Annotated in this window: 16 protein-coding genes; 15 read left to right on the top strand and 1 reads right to left on the bottom strand. The window is 48.8% G+C overall.

Annotated elements, in window-relative coordinates; translation table 11 throughout:
* The first annotated feature begins 28 nt into the window (after window positions 1-28).
* The 15 genes from B4V02_RS20540 (at window position 29) to B4V02_RS20475 (ending at window position 20,029) form a co-directional block, all read left to right on the top strand.
* Window positions 29-193 (top strand): hypothetical protein, encoded by a 165-nt coding sequence (locus B4V02_RS20540; RefSeq protein WP_167383729.1) that lies wholly within the window; start codon window positions 29-31, stop codon window positions 191-193.
* A complete protein-coding gene (locus B4V02_RS20535; protein ID WP_094156194.1) occupies window positions 190-1,008 on the top strand; it encodes a nucleotidyltransferase domain-containing protein in 819 nt (272 codons plus the stop codon). The genes B4V02_RS20540 and B4V02_RS20535 overlap by 4 nt, the downstream gene beginning before the upstream one ends.
* 21 nt (window positions 1,009-1,029) lie before the next feature.
* Window positions 1,030-1,161 (top strand): hypothetical protein, encoded by a 132-nt coding sequence (locus B4V02_RS27030; RefSeq protein ID WP_279628242.1) that lies wholly within the window; start codon window positions 1,030-1,032, stop codon window positions 1,159-1,161.
* Complete coding sequence (locus B4V02_RS20530) at window positions 1,140-1,937, top strand: TatD family hydrolase (protein WP_094156193.1); 798 nt, start codon at window positions 1,140-1,142, stop codon at window positions 1,935-1,937. Before B4V02_RS27030 ends, B4V02_RS20530 begins: the two co-directional genes overlap by 22 nt.
* A gap of 456 nt (window positions 1,938-2,393) precedes the next feature.
* Complete coding sequence (locus B4V02_RS20525; RefSeq protein WP_007428950.1) at window positions 2,394-2,990, top strand: ECF transporter S component; 597 nt, start codon at window positions 2,394-2,396, stop codon at window positions 2,988-2,990.
* Window positions 2,990-4,483: an ABC transporter ATP-binding protein gene (locus tag B4V02_RS20520; protein WP_094156192.1), complete on the top strand. Its 1,494-nt coding sequence runs from the start codon at window positions 2,990-2,992 to the stop codon at window positions 4,481-4,483. Before B4V02_RS20525 ends, B4V02_RS20520 begins: the two co-directional genes overlap by 1 nt.
* On the top strand, window positions 4,458-5,249 hold the full coding sequence (locus B4V02_RS20515; RefSeq protein ID WP_094156191.1) for an energy-coupling factor transporter transmembrane component T family protein: 792 nt from the start codon (window positions 4,458-4,460) through the stop codon (window positions 5,247-5,249). Before B4V02_RS20520 ends, B4V02_RS20515 begins: the two co-directional genes overlap by 26 nt.
* A gap of 139 nt (window positions 5,250-5,388) precedes the next feature.
* Entirely contained in the window at window positions 5,389-6,114 is a 726-nt protein-coding gene (locus B4V02_RS20510; protein WP_094156190.1) for a methionine ABC transporter ATP-binding protein, read from the top strand.
* Window positions 6,107-6,778 (top strand): methionine ABC transporter permease, encoded by a 672-nt coding sequence (locus tag B4V02_RS20505; RefSeq protein ID WP_094156189.1) that lies wholly within the window; start codon window positions 6,107-6,109, stop codon window positions 6,776-6,778. Before B4V02_RS20510 ends, B4V02_RS20505 begins: the two co-directional genes overlap by 8 nt.
* Window positions 6,779-7,152: 374 nt before the next feature.
* A complete protein-coding gene (locus B4V02_RS20500) occupies window positions 7,153-8,010 on the top strand; it encodes a MetQ/NlpA family ABC transporter substrate-binding protein (protein ID WP_094156188.1) in 858 nt (285 codons plus the stop codon).
* Window positions 8,011-8,358: 348 nt separating this feature from the next.
* Complete coding sequence (locus B4V02_RS20495) at window positions 8,359-8,778, top strand: hypothetical protein (RefSeq protein WP_094156187.1); 420 nt, start codon at window positions 8,359-8,361, stop codon at window positions 8,776-8,778.
* A gap of 15 nt (window positions 8,779-8,793) precedes the next feature.
* On the top strand, window positions 8,794-13,761 hold the full coding sequence (locus tag B4V02_RS20490; protein ID WP_094156186.1) for a DUF4132 domain-containing protein: 4,968 nt from the start codon (window positions 8,794-8,796) through the stop codon (window positions 13,759-13,761).
* 296 nt (window positions 13,762-14,057) lie between these two features.
* Window positions 14,058-15,041, top strand: a complete 984-nt coding sequence (locus B4V02_RS20485) for a Gfo/Idh/MocA family protein (protein WP_094156185.1) — start codon at window positions 14,058-14,060, stop codon at window positions 15,039-15,041.
* Window positions 15,042-15,535: 494 nt separating this feature from the next.
* Window positions 15,536-18,274 carry a beta-glucosidase gene (locus B4V02_RS20480; protein WP_094156184.1) on the top strand — a complete coding sequence of 913 codons (2,739 nt, stop codon included), beginning with the start codon at window positions 15,536-15,538 and terminating at the stop codon, window positions 18,272-18,274.
* A 228-nt stretch (window positions 18,275-18,502) separates the two neighbouring features.
* Window positions 18,503-20,029 (top strand): glycoside hydrolase family 30 protein, encoded by a 1,527-nt coding sequence (locus B4V02_RS20475; RefSeq protein WP_094156183.1) that lies wholly within the window; start codon window positions 18,503-18,505, stop codon window positions 20,027-20,029.
* Between the two features lie 249 nt (window positions 20,030-20,278).
* Here B4V02_RS20475 and B4V02_RS20470 read toward each other — a convergent pair whose 3' ends face one another.
* On the bottom strand, window positions 20,279-21,241 hold the full coding sequence (locus tag B4V02_RS20470; RefSeq protein WP_094156182.1) for a hypothetical protein: 963 nt from the start codon (window positions 21,239-21,241) through the stop codon (window positions 20,279-20,281).
* Window positions 21,242-21,408 lie beyond the last annotated feature (167 nt).

Below are 21,408 nucleotides of genomic sequence, written 5' to 3'. Positions count from 1 at the left end.
TCATAGGGATACAAGGGTGCTGTTTGGATTGCTGGAGACAGAAGTAGGACAACAACTGGTTGCTGCCGGACTTTGGAGTCCCGTGATCTCCAATCGGTATGCAGCGCTTCATGTACTCAAGGCATGGAACACAAGCATCCATCCGGGAACAGCTTCGGGAAATACTGTGAATGATTGGGAGGTAATAGCATGACCGATATGGAGCATAAGCACGATTTAATCAAGCCGGACATGCGCGAAAAGATTTTGCGTGAGCTGCGAGCCTTGGAGCAGGAGGAGCAGGTGCGTATTGTATATGCCTGTGAATCAGGCAGTCGGGCATGGGGATTTCCTTCACAGGACAGTGACTATGATGTGCGTTTTATCTATGTAAGGCCGCTGGAATGGTATTTGTCCATTTTTGACAAGCGTGATGTGATTGAGCGGCCGATCAGTGATTTGCTGGATATGAACGGCTGGGATTTGAAAAAGGCGCTCAATTTGTTTCGCAAGTCCAATCCGCCTTTGCTGGAATGGCTGCAATCTCCGATTCCCTATCTGGAACAATATTCAGTCGCTGAGCAGATTCGCGCTATATCGCCGTTAACCTTTTCCCGGAAGTCCTGCATGTATCACTATCTGAATATGGCCAAAGGGAATTACCGGGATTATTTGCAGGGAGAACAGGTGAAGATCAAAAAGTATTTTTATGTGCTGCGCCCGCTGCTGGCCTGCGGTTGGATTGAGCGGCATAATAGCATGCCCCCGCTGGAATTTAAAACGCTGCTGGAGGCATTCATTCCGCCAGATACAGAGCTTTATCAAGTCATCGGGCATTTGCTGGAACGTAAAAAAGCGGGCGAGGAGCTCGATATTGAGCCACAGCTTTCGGTGGTGAATGACTTTATACGACAGCAAATTGCTTATTTCGAACAGACGGCGCCTTTGCTACAGTATATGGAGGGTGGACGTGATCAACAACTGGATGATTTGTTCCGCGCTGCGGTGAAGGAAGTATGGGAAGCATAGGTCGGAGAGGAGAAGAAGTGCATGCATATCACGCTAAAAGCAACAGGAGCAGATGCAGGAATGATTTCCCATTTGCTCGCCAAGAATCCTTATAATTTATATGATCGTACGGAAACAAAGGAGGGAGTTAGATGGGTATGGGTACACCATTGATTGATATTGGTGTGAATTTGATGCACCGTTCGTTTCATGCGGATCGGGAGCAGGTGGTAGAGAGAGCGTCAGCCGAAGGGATTACGCCGCTGATTATTACTGGGACAAGTGTCCGCAGTAGCCGAGATGCTTCTCAGTATGCAGCGCGTTATCCAGGCAAGCTGTACACGACGGCTGGCTTGCATCCTCATGATGCCAAAAACTGCAGCGCAGATACGATTCAGCAGCTCCGCCAGCTCGCGGGTCAGCCGCAGGTCGTATCCATAGGGGAATGCGGACTGGACTATAACCGTGATTTTTCTCCACGTGATGTGCAGCGTCGATGGTTTGGGGAGCAAATCCAACTGGCAGGTGAGCTGAATATGCCGTTATTTCTGCATGAACGGGATGCGCATGAGGACTTTGTCGCTATGCTGCGGGAGCATCAGGGGGTGGTGGATAAGGCAGTGGTGCATTGCTTTACTGGAACTGCACAGGAATTGCATAATTATATAGAAATGGATCTGTATATTGGTATTACAGGCTGGATCTGTGACGAACGGCGCGGCAAGCATCTGCGTGAACTGGTCAGGGATATTCCGCTGGACCGTTTGATGATTGAAACGGATGCTCCATTTCTGACCCCGCGTAATCTGCCCGTGAAGCCAAAAGATGGCCGTAATGAGCCCATGTATCTCGCTCACATTGCTGCTACGGTTGCCGAATGCACAGGTCGGAGCATGAGGGAGATCGAAATTGCGACCACGGAGACGGCCAAACGCTTTTTCGGATTATAGGATTGTCAAAGCCATAGATGTGGTGTACATTATAGTGAATTAAGAAAGCATTGTCGGGAGCTTGAGAAAGTCAGGCTGAGAGGGTGGCCCCTGCCGCCGACCGTGAAATCTGATCTGGGTAATGCCAGCGTAGAGAAACCTGGAACACTATACAAGTAACAGGAATACCGCCTGTTTTGTGGTTTGTCGATGGACTCATATCATATAACAAGCTAAGGATCTGTGGGTCTGTAAAATGCTGCGGACGACTATGGAGCATTTTGTTCTGCCCCTGACTTTGGTTGATTTTAGTAGAACGGCTTAGGCTACGGTTATATGAGATATATCGACAAATGATGATTTGTATGGTGATCACCTTAGTACTGCGCATAAAGCTTGCCTGGAGATTCGGCTCCGGACAGGCTTTTTTTATTGGCCAAGAGGCCTATTTTAAGGAAAAAGGGGAGCATATCATCAATGAATACGAATGTAAGAGCGTCCAAAGGGTTGAAGCTGACAGATATTTTGGTCACGATTGTGATATCCGTTGTGTTCGGGCTGGTCTATAAAATATGGGGGCCTGCCTATGATTTGATGAAGCCATTCGGTCTGCACGCTGAACAACTGATGTATGGCATGTGGTTTATGGCAGGCACGTTCGCTTATCTCATCATTCGCAAGCCGGGGGTTGCGATTTTGGCAGAGGTGGCTGCGGCCACGGTCAGTGCTTTTCTGGGCAGTGAATGGGGTATGTCCACCTTGTACTATGGTTTGCTGCAAGGCTTGGGAGCGGAGCTGTTCTTCGCGGTTTTCCTGTACCGGAACGCCAACCTGTGGGTCACATCACTGGCTGCTGTTGGAGCGGCTGTTGCCTCTCTGATTTTGGACTTCAGCTACGGGTATATTGATCAGCTTTCGACCTGGAACTATGTTTTGTATATTGGATTCCGTATGCTAGGCAGCATTGTGATTGCCGGGATATTCGCATTCTATCTGGCCAAGGCACTGGAGGTAACCGGGGTCACACGAACCTTGAGACCTGCAACGCAGCAGGATTACAAGGGGCTGGATTAATGAGTCGGGCAGCCGAGGATGTGGTGGCATCGATCACCCGTCTTCGTTTGAAATTTCCCGGTGAGCAGAAGCTGCTTTTTCATAATATGTCTTTATCCGTCCGTAAAGGGGAAAAGCTACTGCTGCTTGGGCCAAGCGGATGCGGAAAATCAACGCTGCTTCAGGTGCTGAGCGGTCTGATTCCACGTACGATAGAAGTACCTATGAAATGCGATGCTGCCGTAATCCCGGCTCTTTCCGGTATCGTATTTCAAGACCCGGATACGCAGTTTTGCATGTCATATGCAGATGAGGAACTGGCTTTTGTGCTGGAAAATAATCAGGTTCCGCGGGAGCAAATGCCGTCCCGTATTCGCAAGCTGCTCAAGCAGGTCGGACTTTCGCTAGATGATGTACACATGCCTATTGGCAGCATGTCACAGGGAATGAAGCAGCGTCTGGCTATTGCATCTGTGCTGGCGATGGAGCCGGAGGTGCTTTTTCTGGATGAACCCACGGCTCTGCTGGACGAAGAAGGCACCGCACAGGTGTGGGATGCGATTCGCCACATTTTGGAAGACCAGACGCTGGTGATCGTAGAGCATAAAGTGAATGAAATTGTCCATGATGTGGATCGGATTGTAGTGCTTTCTGCTCAAGGAGAGATCATTGCGAACGGGGACGCGGAAGAAGTATTTCATGTGCATCGGCAGGCCTTGTCCGATTACGGTGTATGGTATCCGGGGGTATGGGATGAAGCTTCCTCGCCGCGTTGGAGAGAGCAAGTAATGCAGCAAAATGGGGCGGGTAATGTCGATAGACCCTCCGTCTCGGCCGTCTCGGCGGCTGAATCTGCTTTGCTGGAGCTGGAACGTTTCTGCGGTCTTCGCGGATCAAATCCGGTTATTCAGGTGGAGCAGGCACGGGTGAAGCCGGGTGACTGGATTGGCGTAGTCGGTGAAAACGGGGCGGGTAAAAGCTCGCTGCTGCTTTCCATGATGCGTTTGCTTCACACACAGGGGCGTTATCATGTGGACGGAGTAGAGGCTGGCGGTACGGAAGAGCTGGCAGAGCGTATTGCGTTTGTGTTCCAAAATCCCGAGCTGCAATTTGTAGCGCATACCGTACGCAAGGAATTGGAGTATTCGTTACCCAAAAGCTTGTTTACGGCTGAACAGCGCCGGGAACGGGTTGATCGAATACTGGTACAGTTCGGACTGGAACGGCTGGATGAACGTCATCCGTATCAGCTTTCACTCGGACAAAAGAGACGGCTGAGTATTGCCACGGCTATGATCCGTGAGCCAGCCGTGCTGTTGCTGGATGAGCCGACCTTTGGGCAGGATGCGCGCAATACCTTTGTTATTCTGGACATGCTGGAGGAGCTTAGAGCGGCAGGTACAGCCATAGTGATGGTCACACATGACCCGGAAATCGTTCGTCGGTACTGTACAGGTACATGGCGGGTGCAGAAGGGAGAGCTGCGGCATGAACCTGTCTTTTCCCCATCGTGAAACCTGGCTGCATCGTGTTAATCCGGGGCTAAAGCTCGTGATGTTTTTCTTGCTGTTCGTGGTCGTGATTGTCATTCATAATCCGAACGTCATGTTGAATGCAGCGTGTGCTATGCTGCTGCTGCTCGTCTGGTCGGGGCACCCGTGGAAGCGACTGCTGCTGTATGGTTCTCCTTTTATACTGGTGTTTATTTCGACTTCAACAGGCATGATGCTGTTTGGTAAAGGGGTAACGACCTGGTGGACATGGGGCCTGATCCATATTACGCAGGAAAGCTTTTATCGGGGTATGCATTTGGGCTTTCGTGCGCTGAGTATGGCGGCAGCAGGGCTGCTATTTGGTTTGACGACTCGCCCGGTGAATCTTTTTTATTCGCTGATGCAGCAATGGAGACTTCCTCCGAAGTATGCGTACAGCTTTTTGGCAGCCATGCGGCTGATGCCGATTATGCTGGAGGAATTCCAGACATTGAGGCATGCCCATCGCATTCGAGGCTCGCGGCAGCATGTGTCCAAATGGAATATGTATGCCACGCTTCGCAGATATGCGATTCCCCTGCTCGCTCAGAGCATCCGGCGGGCACAGCGTATCGCTGTCGCCATGGAGGCCAAGGGCTTTGTGAACGAAACCAGGCGCACGTATTATTATGTGATCCGTTATTCGGCTGTAGATATTATGTTTATTTGCTATTTTGTGGTGATGCTTACGCTGGCCTGGGAGTTAGGTATCCGCTTTCCTTATGTAGAAGTGTGGGATGTGCGCTAATCTACTGCCAAAAGGCTATGCCCGCTTTCTGCTCTGTGTTATATTAATGCAATGGGAATTGACCGCTCGTACAGACCTGACTGGGCTGGCGAGCTTATTGCATTTTCCCTGAGAAAAGGAACATCAGGAGGCCGGTTTCATGATTACGCTGCATCAGGTAAGCAAGCATTATATCACCTCAAGCGGCCCATTTCATGCGGTTCAATCCGTGTCCCTTCAAGTGGAGGAAGGGGAAATCCACGGTATCATAGGTGCCAGCGGTGCCGGTAAGTCCACGTTGCTCCGGCTGATGAATGTATTGGAGCGGCCGGATGAGGGGAACGTGATTGTGAATGGGGAAGAGCTGACTCGCATGCCGGAAAAACGTCTCCGTGAATCGCGGCGATCCATCGGGATGATTTTTCAACATTATCATCTCGTTCACAATCGAACGGTTAGTGGAAATGTGGCAATGCCGCTGGAGCTGGCGGGCGTCCCGAAAAAAGAGAGAGCGGAACGCGTGCGTGAATGCCTGCAATTCGTAGGCCTAGCTGATAAGGCAGAGCAGTATCCAGCACAGCTGAGCGGAGGTCAAAAGCAGCGTGTGGCGATTGCCAGAGCACTGGCCAATCGACCTGCGGTGCTGCTTTGTGATGAGCCGACCTCGGCGCTTGATCCGCAGACGACTGCGGATATCCTTGGCGTGCTGCGGGAGATTAACCGAGAGCTGGGGGTTACCATTGTGATCGTAACGCACGATATGGACGTGGTGCGCAGCATTTGTACCCGTGTATCAGAGATGCGGGACGGACATTTGCTTTCAACGAAGCGGGTGGCTGGCCCTGCGGTCGGCTCAACCGTGAAAGCAGGTGAAGTTGATGAATGACATGCTGAGCATCATTGCACAGTATCAGTCAGAGATATGGAAAGCCATCGGAGAGACGTTTATCATGGTGGGGATTTCCATCGCAGCGGCTGTTCTGCTGGGGCTTCCGGCAGGAACGATTTTGTATTTGTGCGGCAAAGGGCAAAAATATGAAAATCGGCTGTTGTTCACCATACTGAATAGTCTGGTCAATGTCATCCGCTCGTTCCCGTTTTTGCTGCTCGTCGTATTTATGATCCCATTTACACGTCTGGTTGTGGGGACGGCGCTGGGTACGATGGCTGCTACGGTTCCCTTGTCCGTAGTTGCCATTGCCTATTATTCAAGGCTGGTAGAGCAATCGCTGCTGGAGGTGCCCAAGGGTGTGATTGAAGCCGCTACTTCAATGGGCGCGTCTACCCTTCAGCTTGTCTTCAATTTTTTATACGTGGAAGCCCGTTCCGGGCTTGTACTGGGGTTGACCACGTCGACCATCAGCTTCATCTCCTACTCCACGGTGATGGGCATTGTGGGCGGCGGCGGGGTTGGTGATTTTGCCATCCGCTACGGTTACCAGCGGTTCGAAACAGGCTTGATGGCGTTCACCATCGTTGTCATGATCATTTTCGTACAAGCCATCCAGTTCACCGGAAGCACCATATCCCGCCGGATCGACAAGCGGTGATGATAAGTCGTAGCCAGCTATGACTTATCATCCTTTATTGAGCATCAAGCGCCATTGCAGTCTATGGCAAAAAAGGAAACTGGGGAATGTTATCCTTGAGTACCAATAGATTGTAGGCACACTTGCACCACCCACTATGGGAAATAAGAATGACTTTACAGTGGCTCAAAAGCGGAGAGAAGGATTTGAATCTGGAGAAGCGTTAGCGTTCGCCTTTGAAATGGGATTCTAACCTATAAATTACTTTATAAATCAGAGAGAATCCCATTTCAACAGCGATCGTAAGATCAAATCATTCGCGGAGCGGCTGCGGTCCCCTCTGTAACTCACTTTTTATCTTCCCAATCACAATTTACTTGGAGGTTCCTCATCGAATGAGTCGCAAAAACAATATGAAAACAAACCTGAAATTAATCACACTATTGGCTGTCGTTATGCTGTTGGTTGCCGGATGCGGCGGTCAAAAGCAGGCATCGCAAGAAACACCAACGAAAGAAGCGGCTTCCCAAAAAGAAGTGACCCTGAAAGTAGCAACACTGATCCCGCCGATGACGGATGTGCTGGATATCGTGAAACCGTTGCTCAAGCAGGACGGAGTCAATCTGGAAATCGTCGTGCTGTCAGACAATATCCAACCCAACAACGCCTTGGCAAGCCACGAAGTGGATGCTAACTTTTTCCAGCATGCTCCTTATATGCAGCAATATAATGAAAGCAATAAGGCCGATCTGGTAGCGGTAAAACCGATTTACAACGCCATCTACGGCGCGTATTCCAAAAAATACAAGAACATTAAAGACCTGCCCGAAGGCGCGACCATTGCTATTGCCAATGACCCGGCTAATACCGGACGTTCTCTAGTTATGATGGAGCAAAACGGTCTGATCAAGCTTAAAGCAGGTGTAGGCTATAATGCTACACAGGCCGATATTATTGAGAACAAGAAAAAATTTGTGTTTAAAGAAGTGGATCTGTTGATGCTGGCGCGGTCACTGGATGATGTGGACTTGGCTGCCATGTACCCTGCCTATGCCAAGCCGCTGGGTCTGACGCCGAAGAAGGACGCGCTGATTACAGAAAAGGATGATGGTCACTTCGCCATTAATCTGGTAGCACGCAAGGATAACGCGGATTCGGATGCAATTCAAAAGCTGGCGAAACGTATGACCGGACCAGAGGTCCGCAAATTTTTTGAGGATAATTTCAAGGAAAGCGTTGTTCCTGCATTTTAAAACATATGTATTGTGAAACATCGTTTTATGGTGAAATGTGACCTGTATAAGGTAATGAAGTCTGTGACGAGCAGATGAAATTACTGGTGCAGGTCTTTTTCTTTTCTAACCTTTATATGGATATTTTTTAGTGAAAACAGGGTATAAAGTCTTGGTTTTTAAGGTTTTGGCGTACGATACTGCTATAAATTTTGGTCATTAAGGGTGATGGAGTAATGCTTGTGAGCATATTAAAATAAATATACGAACAAACATTCGTTTTCATTTTCGTTAACAATGTTTTGTATATAGGCAAAAAATTCAGCTGACAACAGATCAAAAGTGGAAGTAAGAAGGAAGGGGAACGCTATGAAGCTGGTTGTAACTGTAAAAAGTTTGGGAAAACGCAAGCCAGCACTCGCACGACAAGAGATGGAGCTGAGTCCTGTTCCACAAACATTACGAGAATTGATTGCCGCAACCGTTGCCCTGAATATCCAAAGACTGCAGGAAAAGCAGGATAGCGTAGCGCTGATTCCTTTCCTTACAGGGGAGGAAATTCAGATGCAAGGCGAGACAGGCAAGGTCGGATTTGGTTCCATTTATAATGACGCTATACCTGATATTAAGGATGCTGTAGACACTGCAATGCAGGCTTTTGAAGATGGCTTGTACAGGGTTTTTGTACGTGACGAGGAAGCTGCTGAACCAGACGTTCCTTTGTTGCTGAAGGATGGAGACGAGATCGTATTTATAAGGCTTATAATGCTGGCCGGAGGCCTATGGTAGAGGGGGAAATGAAATATGCATCAGGAGAAAAATGAGCAGGAATATTTCACCATACTGAAGGAGCGCGCGGCGCAACTGGATGGACAACAACAGGAGTTGGCACGGTATGTTGTAGAACTGGGTCAGCTTCATTACATACACGAGGATGAGAAGGCTTTTAATGAATGTCAGAGAATATTGAAAGCACAGGCGGCAGAAAGCGGAGAACCGCTGTTCAAGCCATTGACAGAGGTGTTGCGTCGGCTGATTGGGCACACAGCAGGTGATGTGTTCGCACATCTAACGGAGCATGTGACTGAATATCCGTACAGTACAGGGTATGAGCGCAAACCGTTTCGCACTTCGGATATTACGGCTCATACTTCCCGGATTTATAAAAGAATGGTGCAGTTGATCCGAATGGACTGGATCGGTTTCTCCATCATGGATTATTTAACGAAAAAGGACTATGAACAAGGCAGGGATTACCGGATTCAGGAGACGATTAGTGATTGGATAGCCTATGAGCTGGATAACGGCAATTCACAGGTGCTTGAGGCATTAAAAGGTATTATTTATGGTGACAATCAGGTGGCGTTGCTTACGCGCAATATGATTAAAGGCATGCTCCTGAGCCATCAGGAAGGGAATTATCACATGATTGGCGAGCTGCTGACAGCGGCCAAGCTACAGGAGGGGCTGCGCCAAAGCATTGTGGAACAAATGGATGAAGGAACCCTAGAGGCTCTTATATATCTGTTGAAGTTGATTATAGACCAAGGCTTTATTCGTTACAGCTCAGTAGTCCGGGCGCTTGCGGTATGGACGGGCATGGGACTGGAATCTGCCAATCAGCGGGTAGTTCGCCAATTGATCGAGCAGGCGTATGAAGCCTTGACCCGCAGCGAACTGCGCCAAGAGTGGTTGACCAGCGCAAATGCCAATGAAGTGTATATGAGTCTGTGGGCAACGGCAGTACATGAGGAGCGTGACTTGTATGGGCAGGTCCGAAAACTTATGGAGCAGGGGGCACCTTACCAGAAAATCGTAGCGCTTTATGTGCTGTCTAACAGTGAGAACAAGGATGTACGTCTCGGAGTTGCCAGAGAGTATCTGGACCAGACGGACCCGGAGCTTCAATATTGGATACTGACGAACTATACAAGCAATTATTTTTATGAATGGGTAGAAGGCGGGACGGTCGCGGATCGGATTGTTAAGGTAGCGCATACTCCTTTGCTGGACAGTAAAGAGGAGCGGCGCAAGGATTTTGAGCGACTTCATGACCTGTTTGTACATATGAAAAAAGGGGAGTCCACCGAGCCTTCCAAGGTGCTGGATTTTGTAAACGTCTATCACCGTTCGGATGCTCCAATTCAAAAAATGCTGTATCTCGCTGGCTATGATATGGACGCGGCCTGGATTGGGGAAATCATAGCCTTGAAGGATCAGATTAGCCCTAACCTGCGTGGTGAGCTGTTAAATCATTTTGTGCAAAAACCTGATGACAAGGTGCAACGTGATTTTATATTTTCTAGCCTGTCCGACAAAAGCATGAGTATCCGTGAGTTCGCTGTTGCCAAGGCACGCAAGCTGACGCTGACGGAAGCAGAAATGCAGCAAATGGAGGCTTTATTAAAGCTTAAGACAGGCTCTCTGCGGCAAAGTGTCATTGGTGTGCTGCTCTCACAGCCGCAAGAGCCTTTGGCTGGCTCGCTGGAACGGTTGCTTCGGGCCAAGGCGGAGCTGCAACGATTGGGTGGACTAGAAATACTGACGAAGATCTATGCAGACCCCGAGTGTGCAGAACAATATGAAAGCCTGCGAGCTTTGGCGGATATCATCCAGCAACCGACAGCCAAGGAGGAGCAACTGCTGTCCAAGCTGGGGCAGGATGATGCTTATACAGGAGCAAACGGCTTTGGTTTGTACGATCCGAATGCCAGAGAAGCTTGGCTGGAAGAGAAAGCTGATCTTGGAGATTTTCGATTAGCCGATGTTTTTGTATGCCCCTTGGATAAGCTCAAGCAGTTCTTGAGTGGACTGGATGAGCTTGTCCACCATCATCGTGATGTGGAATATACTGCGGAATATTATTCGGGCTACAAAGATACGTTGCTTATTGGGACAAACCTTCGTCCTCTGCGGCTGGTTCAGGTCGACGAAGAAGTAGCTTCCAGGCTGTCTTTATATCCTCTTTACGAGGAGTGGGACCGTTATTTGCAGGAAAGCGGCGTGGAAGCGCGTGAACTGCTGGAGCTTGTTTTTTATGACCGTTTGGAGCCTATGGATCAAACGCTGGATCGCTACTATCGGTATTTCTCTTATAACATGGACTATTCGGAACGAAGCAAACACAAGCTGCTGGAAGGGTGGCGCAAAGACTTCGCCGAGCAAATGTATCCTGTGGATCGGATTAACGAGGTTCAGAAGTGGCTGGCAGAGCTGACCTATTCCGATCAGGTAAGCACACTGATTAATGCTTATTTCATGGATACATCCGGCGAGGAAACATTTGACGTAATCGACCTTGCTTTAAATTCACTAATGCAGGCCATGCCCAAGGACAGACCTGCTGAGGATATGGGAATGTTTCACCTATTGTCCGGTCCGTGGGTGGCACTGGAGAAGGGGCGGGTCTATGATGGCGAGTCCTTTAAGCGTTTTTTCCATACCTTTGTGAACTACGCAGAATTGCCAAGAGCGGAAAACCGCTTTTATTCGCCACTGGATCTGGAAGATTATTTCAAGGCATATGGCAACAGATTGATTGGTGTAGGGGAAGTATATCGGGAGCTGCTGGCTGGCAGTGATAGCCGGAGTCATATGAGTACCTTAACGAATGCCCGTAATACATGGATTACCAGCTCGCCAGAATTTGTAGAAATACGACGTACAGTTATTGATCGGATGCTGGAGGTTGAATTGGCTCGGGGGGACTTGCCTACTGAGGTTACGCCAAAGGTCATGGGCTTGAGACGGATAGAAGGCATGGACTATTTTGTCCGCATTCTGGAAGGTCTTGACAAGGAAACGTTCGTCCGTGGTTATGTGTACGGCTATGGCGATCGTATTACCAAAAAAGAATCATTCAGCCACTTGCTCAAGGCGTGTTATCCGAGTGAAGGCGAAGATGCCGTGCTGCTCAAGGAAAAGCTGAAAAACGCTAAAATTACGGATAAACGTCTGCTGGAGGCGGCGATGTATGCCCCGCAGTGGATTGAAATTGTAGCCAGTTATCTTGGGTGGCAAGGGCTTCGCAGTGCGGCATGGTACTTCCATGCGCATATCAATGAAGGTTTTTCGGCTGAGAAGGAAACGATTGTAGCCCATTATTCACCGATTGCTCCACAGGATTTTAATGACGGTGCCTTCGATATTCACTGGTTTCATGAAGCCTATGAGACGTTGGGCGAAGAACGATTTGATCTGCTGTACGATTGTGCCAAATATATTTCGGCTGGAGCCAATCACCGCCGATCCCAATTGTTTGCGGATGCGACGCTGGGCAAGCTGAAGCTGGATGAAATAAAACAATCCGTGGAAGATAAGCGGAATAAGGATCATTTGCTGACCTATAGTTTGATTCCACTTGCAGGGCCTCCTGAATCAGATATACGGGAACGTTATGACTTTATTCAACGGTTTCTCGAGCAAAGCAAAAAATTCGGAGCACAGCGGAAGGCCAGTGAAGCTCTGGTCTCGCGGATTGCGCTCGGAAATTTGGCACGCAATGCAGGTTACGATGATGTAACCCGGCTCGTATGGGATATGGAAGCACGTAAGCTGGAAGATCTCCGGTCTTATTTTGAGCCACATGCATTGGAAGAGGGGACAACGATACAACTTGTCATTGATGCAGAAGGGGCAGCAGATATTGAGGCTGTCAGCAAAGGGAAGACGCTGAAGTCTATTCCGGCTCGTTTTAAGAAAGATGAGTATGTTGCTGCCTTAAAGGAACTTAAAGGGGATCTGGCAGACCAGTACCGCAGAGCCCGCAAGGAGCTGGAACGCTCTATGGAATCCGGTACGGCTTTCATGGTGAAGGAGCTAAAGGGATTATTGGGTAATCCTGTGCTTGCTCCGTTGGTACGGACGCTGGTATTCAAGGCTGGGGATCATCTCGGATATTTCAATGAGGATACGTTGGCATTGGCCGCTCCTTCTGCAGAACAGCATACTGTGGGAGAAGAGGACAAGCTGATTATCGCTCATCCGCTTCATCTGTACGAAAGCGGCTGTTGGGGCGACTTCCAGAAGGACTTATTTGATCGTCAGATTCGTCAGCCGTTCAAGCAGGTGTTCCGTGAGCTGTACTTGCCAAACGCGGATGAACGTGCAAGCGCAACGATTTCCCGCCGATATGCAGGACATCAGGTACAGCCGAATAAGACGGTATCCCTGTTGAAGGGCCGCCAGTGGACGGTCAGCTATGAGGATGGACTCCAAAAGGTGTATTATGCCGAAAATCTGATTGCTAACCTATATGCCATGGCGGATTGGTTCTCTCCAGCGGATACCGAGGCTCCTACGCTGGAAACGGTGCAATTCTTTGATCGGACAACGTATAAAAGTGTACCGTTGGAGGAAGTTCCCCCTGTCCTGTTCTCCGAAGTCATGCGGGATGTGGATCTGGTTGTCAGTGTTGCTCATGTGGGCGGCGTCGATCCGGAAGCCAGTCTTACGACCATTGAGATGCGCAGTGTTATTGTGCAGGAATCATTGCGTTTGCTGAAAATCAGCAATGTACGCCTGGATGGAAATTATGCACGTATAGATGGCACGCTTGGTGAATATGCGGTGCATTTGGGAAGTGGTGGTGTCTACAAGCAAGCGAAGGGAGCGCTGCATATCATTCCGGTGCATTCCCAGCATCGCGGGCGCATTTTCCTGCCGTTTCTGGATGAGGACCCAAGAACAGCCGAGATTTTATCCAAAATTGTGCTGCTGGCTGAGGACCAGAAGATTAAGGACCCGCAAATTCTTACACAGCTTCAAGCGTAGGACGTATGAACTCAACTTTCGCGCCTGGAAAATTGTTTCGAATCCTTGACTGTTTAGGTGGAAACTCAGTTTGGTCACTATTTACACCCAAACACCCGCTTGTTTGATATCATGGAAGAGAAATTGGTTTTAAGTCTGGCTGCGGAAGTTGAGTGATTTTATACTAAGGAGTAACAATTTATCGGGAATCACACTCGTCACCAAGCAGGAATTCCTTTTGTTTAGGGCAGGCGTTTGCTAGAATAAAGAAGAATGTGTAAGTCAACGTTAACCATATTGCTGGGAGGGACACAAGCATGAGCAATAAGATTAAATGGGGAATTGTCGGCACAGGATGGATCTCAGATCAGTTTGTGGCGGATTTGGCACATGCTACGAACGGAGAAGCGTATGCCGTTGGATCACGCACTATTGAAAGCGCTACCGAATTTGCAGCCAAGCATCAAATGGCTCGGGCTTACGGAAGCTATGAGGAATTGGCGCAGGATTCCGAGGTTGATGCTATTTACGTAGGAACCCCTCATCCTTTTCATACAGAAAATGTTCTGACAGCTCTTCGGGCAGGCAAAGCCGTTTTGTGTGAGAAGCCCTTCACCGTGAATAGCAAAGAGTTGGAAGAACTGATCGGCTTTGCGCGTGAGCGCAAGTTATTTTTGATGGAAGCCATGTGGACACGTTTTCTGCCTCCGATTCGCCAAGTGCGGGAGTGGGTATCTGCGGGACGCATTGGCGAGGTCAAGCTGGTTAAGGCGGAATTTGGTTTTCGTGTAGACTGGAACCCGGAGGGGCGGCTTTTGAACCCTGAGCTGGGCGGAGGTGCTTTATTAGATACGGGAATTTATCCGGTTTCTTTTGCTTCGATGATCTTCGGTCCTGAACCTGAGCATGTATGGAGTACTGCTCATATCGGGGAAACGGGCGTTGATGAGACATTTTCCATCCTGCTGGATTATGGCAAAGGACGCACGGCCATGCTGAATGGGGCGGTTCGACTTGGACTGACGAATGAAGCCTATATTCATGGAACAAAGGGCTATATCCACATTCCGTCCTTCCTGAACAGCAAATCAGCTGCTTTATATGTGGATGGTGAAGAGGTGCAGCATTTTCAGGATGACCGTGCTTCTACAGGATACGCCTTTGAAGCGGAAGAAGTGGGGCGCTGCCTGAACGAAGGCTTGCTCGAAAGCTCCACGATTTCGTTGGATGAATCACTAGGGATTATGAAGCTGATGGATCAAATTCGCGCACAGTGGGGACTGCGGTATCCGTTCGAATAATCACATAATCATATCTAATCCAGGGACCTTTCAGGTCGCTGGATTTTTTGTTTTTATCGTCGTATTTTCATACATCATGTACTTCCAATTTTGCAACAGTGACTTTGGTCGCAGGCGATGAACCGGCATGGAAAGATCTCACAGAGTGGGACATATGAATCATTTTTTATAATTAAAATTAGTTAAAAAAACGTCATTAAAAAGTTACAAAAGTGTAATTTTATTGTCGGTTAAATGAATTGTTAGCGCTCTCTTTTTGAGGAAGAGAATGAGGGTCCCAGTGTTTGATTTCCAGAAACTTTCAATGAAATTTTCGAAAATGTACGGTAGGGTGTTACGTGTCACTTGAGCCATTTCGGCTTTTGCTGACTTGCTTGCTTATCCCGTGGCTCTTGATTCTTGTCGGAGCTCGCAGGATCAAGAGACTTTGCAAGCCTGTGAAAGTGAGTAGGCGCATTCACTTCATGACCAAACATCAAGGAGGAATTACAAACGTGAACGTGAAATCAACATGGTTGTACCGAATGGTGATGATGATAGTTATCGTGGCTGTTGTGATCGGACCAATGAATATTGCAGGAGCGGCAGGCAGCCGGACAGATCGGGTAGATCGGCCCTGGATGAATACGTCCCTCTCGGCAGAGAAACGGACAGCTTTGCTGTTACAGGAAATGACACTGGAAGAAAAAATAGATTTGGTGACTGGCAAGGTCAACAATTATTATGGATTTTACAATAATCCGATTGAGCGTCTGGGTATCCCGGCGTTGACGATGGCAGACGGTCCTGCGGGTGTGCGTATCGCCAATCCGGATGTACAGGACAAGCAATCGACCGCGCTGCCTGCTCCAATTGCGTTGGCTGCAACGTGGGATACCGAGGCTGCCAAACAGTACGGTGATCTGCTCGGGGACGAGGCTTATAATACAACTCACAATGTTGTGCTTGGGCCGGGAATGGATATTGCCCGAATTCCATGGGGATCGCGAAACTTTGAATCCATGGGTGAGGACCCGTTGCTGCAATCGCAAATGGCGACCGCTTATGTCAAAGGCATACAAAGCCACCCTGTGTTGGCAACAGCGAAGCATTACCTGATGAATAATCAGGAAACGGAGCGCTTCACGACAAATGTCAAAGTCAGTGACCGTGCGTTGCATGAGATTTACATACGCCCGTTTCAGGAGGCCATCGCCAAAGCTGATTTGGGAGGGGCCATGTGCTCCTTTAACAAGGTCAATGGGGAGCCTGCTTGTGAGAACAAAACGCTCCTGACAGACCTGTTGAAAAAGGAGATGCAATTCAAAGGCTTTGTGATGAGTGATTACGGTGCAAACCTGAGTACAGCCGAATCGGCCAACAGCGGTCTGGATTTGGAAACACCGGGGACACCTTATGGGAAATGGGGAGATCAGCTGCTGGCTGCTGTCAAGAATGGCAAGGTCAGTGAAAAGACGATTGATGATAAGGCTAGACGCATTTTGGTGCAAATGTTCAGCAAAGGGCTGTTTGATCACCCAGTCCAAAATAACCAGATTGATGTTCGTGACCATGGTAAGAAAGCCCGCCAATTGGCTGAGGAAAGTATGGTACTGCTCCAGAATAAAAACAATGCATTACCATTGTCTAAGGATAAGCTTAAATCCATTGCTGTGATTGGCCCTGATGCGGATAACGGCACTGTGGCAGGCGGAGGCAGCTCATTGGTGAATCCGACATATACCGTGAGTCCGTTGGAGGCTATCCGTAATCGTGCCGGCAAAGGCGTGACCGTCCAGTACGCACCAGGTACAGACCCGATCTCCGCCGGTGACATTATGCCAGGCCCATCGGCTGTTCCGTCTTCACTGTTGACGACATCCGATAAGAAAGAAAATATCAGTGCCGGATATGCCACTTATGGAGATGTTGAACAGGGGCTGCGAGGCGAATACTGGAGCAATAACAAGATGGAAGGCAATCCGATTCTTGTACGTAATGATGGCCAAGTCAACATGAATCTTGGATTTTATAATTATCAGGGCCTTAATGCGAAGTCCCCTAAAATTCCGAATACGCCCACGACACTGAACGGCTTGATATCTGCCCGCTGGACAGGCGCAATTGCAGCACCCAAGGACGGTGACTATGCGTTGTCCTTAACCAGCCTGGGATCAAGCAAGCTGTATCTCGACGACAAGCTATTCGTGGATAATCAAGGTGCAAAGCTGAGCACGACGAAGAAAAACATCTCGCTCAAAGCGGGTGAAAAGCACAAAATACGCATCGAATACCGTGCCGATTATCAGGTAAATGGCCGTGATTCCGGCGGTATGGTTCGTCTGGGCTGGGAGCCTCCGGCAGATGCTTCGGACAAGCTGATTGACAATGCAGTGAAGCTGGCGAAAAAGTCGGATGTCGCGATCATTGTTACACGTACGTATGATAGTGAAGGCTATGTGGAGCGCTCCGATATGGAACTGCCGAATAATCAGGATCGTCTGATCCGTGCGGTTGCCGCCGCGAACCCGAAAACCATTGTCGTACAAATGAGCGGCAGAGCTGTGCAAATGGATACATGGCAGGACAAGGTCCCTGCTATTGTGCAGGCATGGTTTGCAGGACAAGAGCAAGGGAATGCCGTAGCGCGTGTCCTGTTTGGCGATGTGAATCCTTCCGGCAAGCTGCCGGTAACCTTCCCGGTTAACGAGCAGTCTACCCCTGTATCCTCACCGGAGAGATTTCCGGGTGTGAACGGAATTGGCGACTATTCTGACGGCATTTTTGTAGGCTACCGTGGATATGAGAAATCGGGTATCCAGCCGGCATTTGCCTTTGGGCACGGATTATCCTATACGACATTCGGATACAGCGATCTCAAAGTAAAACAGCACGCGAGTGGAAAGAAATCGACTCGTACAAGTACTGTCGAGGTTTCGCTAAAATTGAAAAACACCGGGAAAGCTGCCGGAGCAGAGGTTGTACAGGTGTACAGCGGCAAGCTTCCGACAAACGTAGAGACGCCGTCCCGTCAGCTGGCAGGCTGGTCCAAGATCGAGCTGAAGCCGGGTCAGGAGAAGAAGGTTCGTATAGAGCTGGACCCGAAAGCTTTATCGTACTGGGATGAAAAATCTAAAGCCTGGGTTATGCCGTCCGGTGAAGTGCCGATCTATGCAGGCAGTTCCTCTCAGGATATTCGATTGACAGGAAGTGTTACGATTCCGGCAGCTTCCAAAGGAAAGGCAGCAAGGTAATCCCGTTACAAAAGTAATCCCGTTACAAAAGTAATTCCATTACATTTGTTTTAAGTGGTTATATTCAAGAGAGCGCGGGCGTTAGCACCGGCTCTCTTTTTGCCATGGCTATGCAACGCCAATAGGGATGCAATTTCCAATAGGTATGCAAAGAGATACCCGAGTGAAAGCTGAAATAGAAGGAAGGATGAGGATGAGCCAAGAGTTATGGAGAGAGGAGGTCGTTAGATGAAGAAACTCCAGAAGCAACGACGCGCCAACCTCTGGCTGCTCGTAGCTGCAGCTGCCATTTTGATCTTTGCTGTTCTGGTCAGTATGGTTATACAGAAGGTTCTGAAACCGGAACCTGAGCATGATGTCAGCATGTGGCTAACAACACCGGACCCGGCGAATCGCCTAACTGAGCAAGCCCCCATCCATTGGAAAAATGACAACAGTAAAGAAAGTATTGAAAAAGCAGCAATCTCGGATACACTGACGGTTGAGGTAAAGCCGGATATTCGTTATCAAAAGATGGAGGGGTTTGGCGCAGCGGTGTCCGGCTCATCTGCTTACTTGATGAACCATGGCATGTCTGCGAATCAGCGTGATCAACTGCTCAATGATTTGTTTACCGCCAGCGGCATTCAATTGAGCTATATACGGCATACGATTGGGGCATCGGATTATTCGGTGGATGAACAGGGGCAGCCTGCCAGCTATACCTATGATGATGTGGCCACAGGCAAGGACTATGAGCTGAACCATTTCTCCATTGCCAAGGATCGGGACGTGATTGATGTACTGAAGCAAATCATGAGAAGAAACCAGGATCTACAGATTATGGGGACGCCATGGACTGCCCCGCCCTGGATGAAATATGGAGAGCAGATATATAACGGCTGGTATTTGGACTATACCGATCCGCGTGTCTACTCGGCGTATGCCGACTATTTTGTTCGTTATATACAGGCTTATGCGAACGAGGGCGTTCCGATCCAGGCGATTTCCATTCAAAATGAACCGGAATTTACGACATCCAAGTATCCCAGTATGAGTATGGGAGCAGCCGAGCAAGCGAAATTTATCAAGCAATATTTGGGCCCCGCCTTAAGTCGAAACCATTTGCCCACCCAAATTATTGCCTTTGACCATAACTGGGATATAGGGGGCGATTATGCCAAGACTGTGCTCGGTGATGAGCAAGCCCGAAGCTATACGCACGGCACGGCCTTTCATTGCTACAAAGGGGAGCCCACAGCGATGACAGACGTGCATCATGCTTTTCCGGATAAGCCTGTTTACATGACAGAATGCAGCGGGGGAGCATGGAGCCCTGGGTTTGGGGATGATTTGAGCTGGGACATGTCGAAGCTGATCATTGGTGCACCCCGAAACTGGTCGCAAAACGTGCTTTTCTGGAATATTGCACTTGATCCGTCCGGCGGCCCAACCAATGGCGGCTGTACCAACTGTAGAGGTGTAGTTACCATCGACCCGTTAAGCGGTGCCGTTACGAAAAATGTGGAATACTATGCGCTTGGTCATGCCAGCAAGTTCGTCCGTCCGGGTGCGGTACGTATTGATTCTACGCATTATAGCGGAAGTATCGAAACGGTTGCTTACCGCAATCCCGATGGCACGCTTGTCCTGATTGCTGCCAATACGGGAGCGAGCGAAAAGACATTTAAGGTTCGGCAGGGAAGCAAAGTTTTCACATCTACACTTCCATCCAAGTCGGCGGCTACCTTTCAATGGAATTCTGTAGCTTCATGATACAGCCTCACAACAATGTTTATAGAAGATTTTAGAGCGTTTGAGATTGGTGCAAGTATAGGCGACCAAGCTGAAAGGGGGATTAATTTTCGACTGTATGGGTGGTTGTGTGAAGCTTAAAGTTTGCTGAAAGTCTGACGCTGTCACGATATCGCACGTTGCAAAAAAATGGAGAGTCTGGTACACAGGACTCTCCATTTTTTTTGGTTTGGTGGTAGATTGGGGTTTTGAGGATATGAAGGATCGACTTTAGTTCGCTTGGTCACACTGGGCAGTTACTTGCTGCTTGGCATAGGCGTGGAGTGTATCCGTAAGTTTGCTGGAATCTACGCCTTTTTCTTTGGCAATGGCGGTTAACGTTTTCCCATTTTTCAGTTGGGTTTGCAGATTGTCAGCTGAGGTGCCGAATAACTGGGCAGCCTTGTCCAAATAGCCGCTTTCTTTGAATTGTTGTTGCTCTGTTGTTAATGTACCGGAAGTGTTATTCCATGAATTATTCAGCTGAGAGGTTACCCAGTTTTTTTCCTTGGCAACGACGGTATCAATGACTTTGCTCTTGTCGACGCCCTGATCCTTGGCAATGTCGACAATGGATTTGCCAGCCTTGATCTGTTGGTCCAACTCAGGCTGGGACAGGTTGAGCACTGAGGCCGCTGCGGATTTTTTCAGATTTGTCAGGGCGTGGGTAGACGTCGTATCCGATGATTTCGCCCAAGCTACAGCTGGATTAGATGTTGTTGAAGTGGTAGTCGACGTTGTAGTTACCGTAGTCACGGTTGTCACTTTTTTGGTCAGTGAATTGTTCAGCTGTTTGGTCAGATCTGTCTTAATTGAAGCCACTTTGTCTTGAGTCAGTTTTCCGGACTTATGATCTCCCGCAAGCTTGGTCAACTGCGGTTGAAGCAGGGCGTTGGTTACTTCGTCTGTGTTGATACCTTTAGCTTTAGCCAGATCCGACAATGTTTTGCCAGCCTGGAATTGCTTTTGCAATTCGGTTTTGCTCAGGTCGAGCACTTTTTGCAGCGATGTATTGGAGCACAGGGAGTTCTGATCCAGACTAATGTTGTATCCATTCGAACTCGCCTTGGCATTGGTCGAAGTGGAGACTTGAGTTACAGATGTCGGTGTTGCGGCAAATACCGAAGCTGATGTGACAGAGAATATCATCGTTGCACCCAGCATTGCAGGAATCCATTTTTTCATTTTGTTCATTGTACATTCACTCCTATTTTCGTGTGTGTTTGTTGTTGCCCCCTTACTGTAATCCCGAAAGGTGAAAAAACGGAGAAAAGCAAGCTGGAGTATTTTTACAAAGACGAAGAATTGGACATAGGCATCCGAAAGTGCGAGAATGTTTGAAAATTGAAACTGTACAGGGG

It is taken from the genome of Paenibacillus kribbensis (assembly GCF_002240415.1).
GTDB classification, from domain to species: Bacteria; Bacillota; Bacilli; order Paenibacillales; family Paenibacillaceae; genus Paenibacillus; species Paenibacillus kribbensis.
The sequence above is the reverse complement of the archived record's forward strand: the minus strand, read 5'-3'. Positions and strand labels throughout refer to the sequence as shown.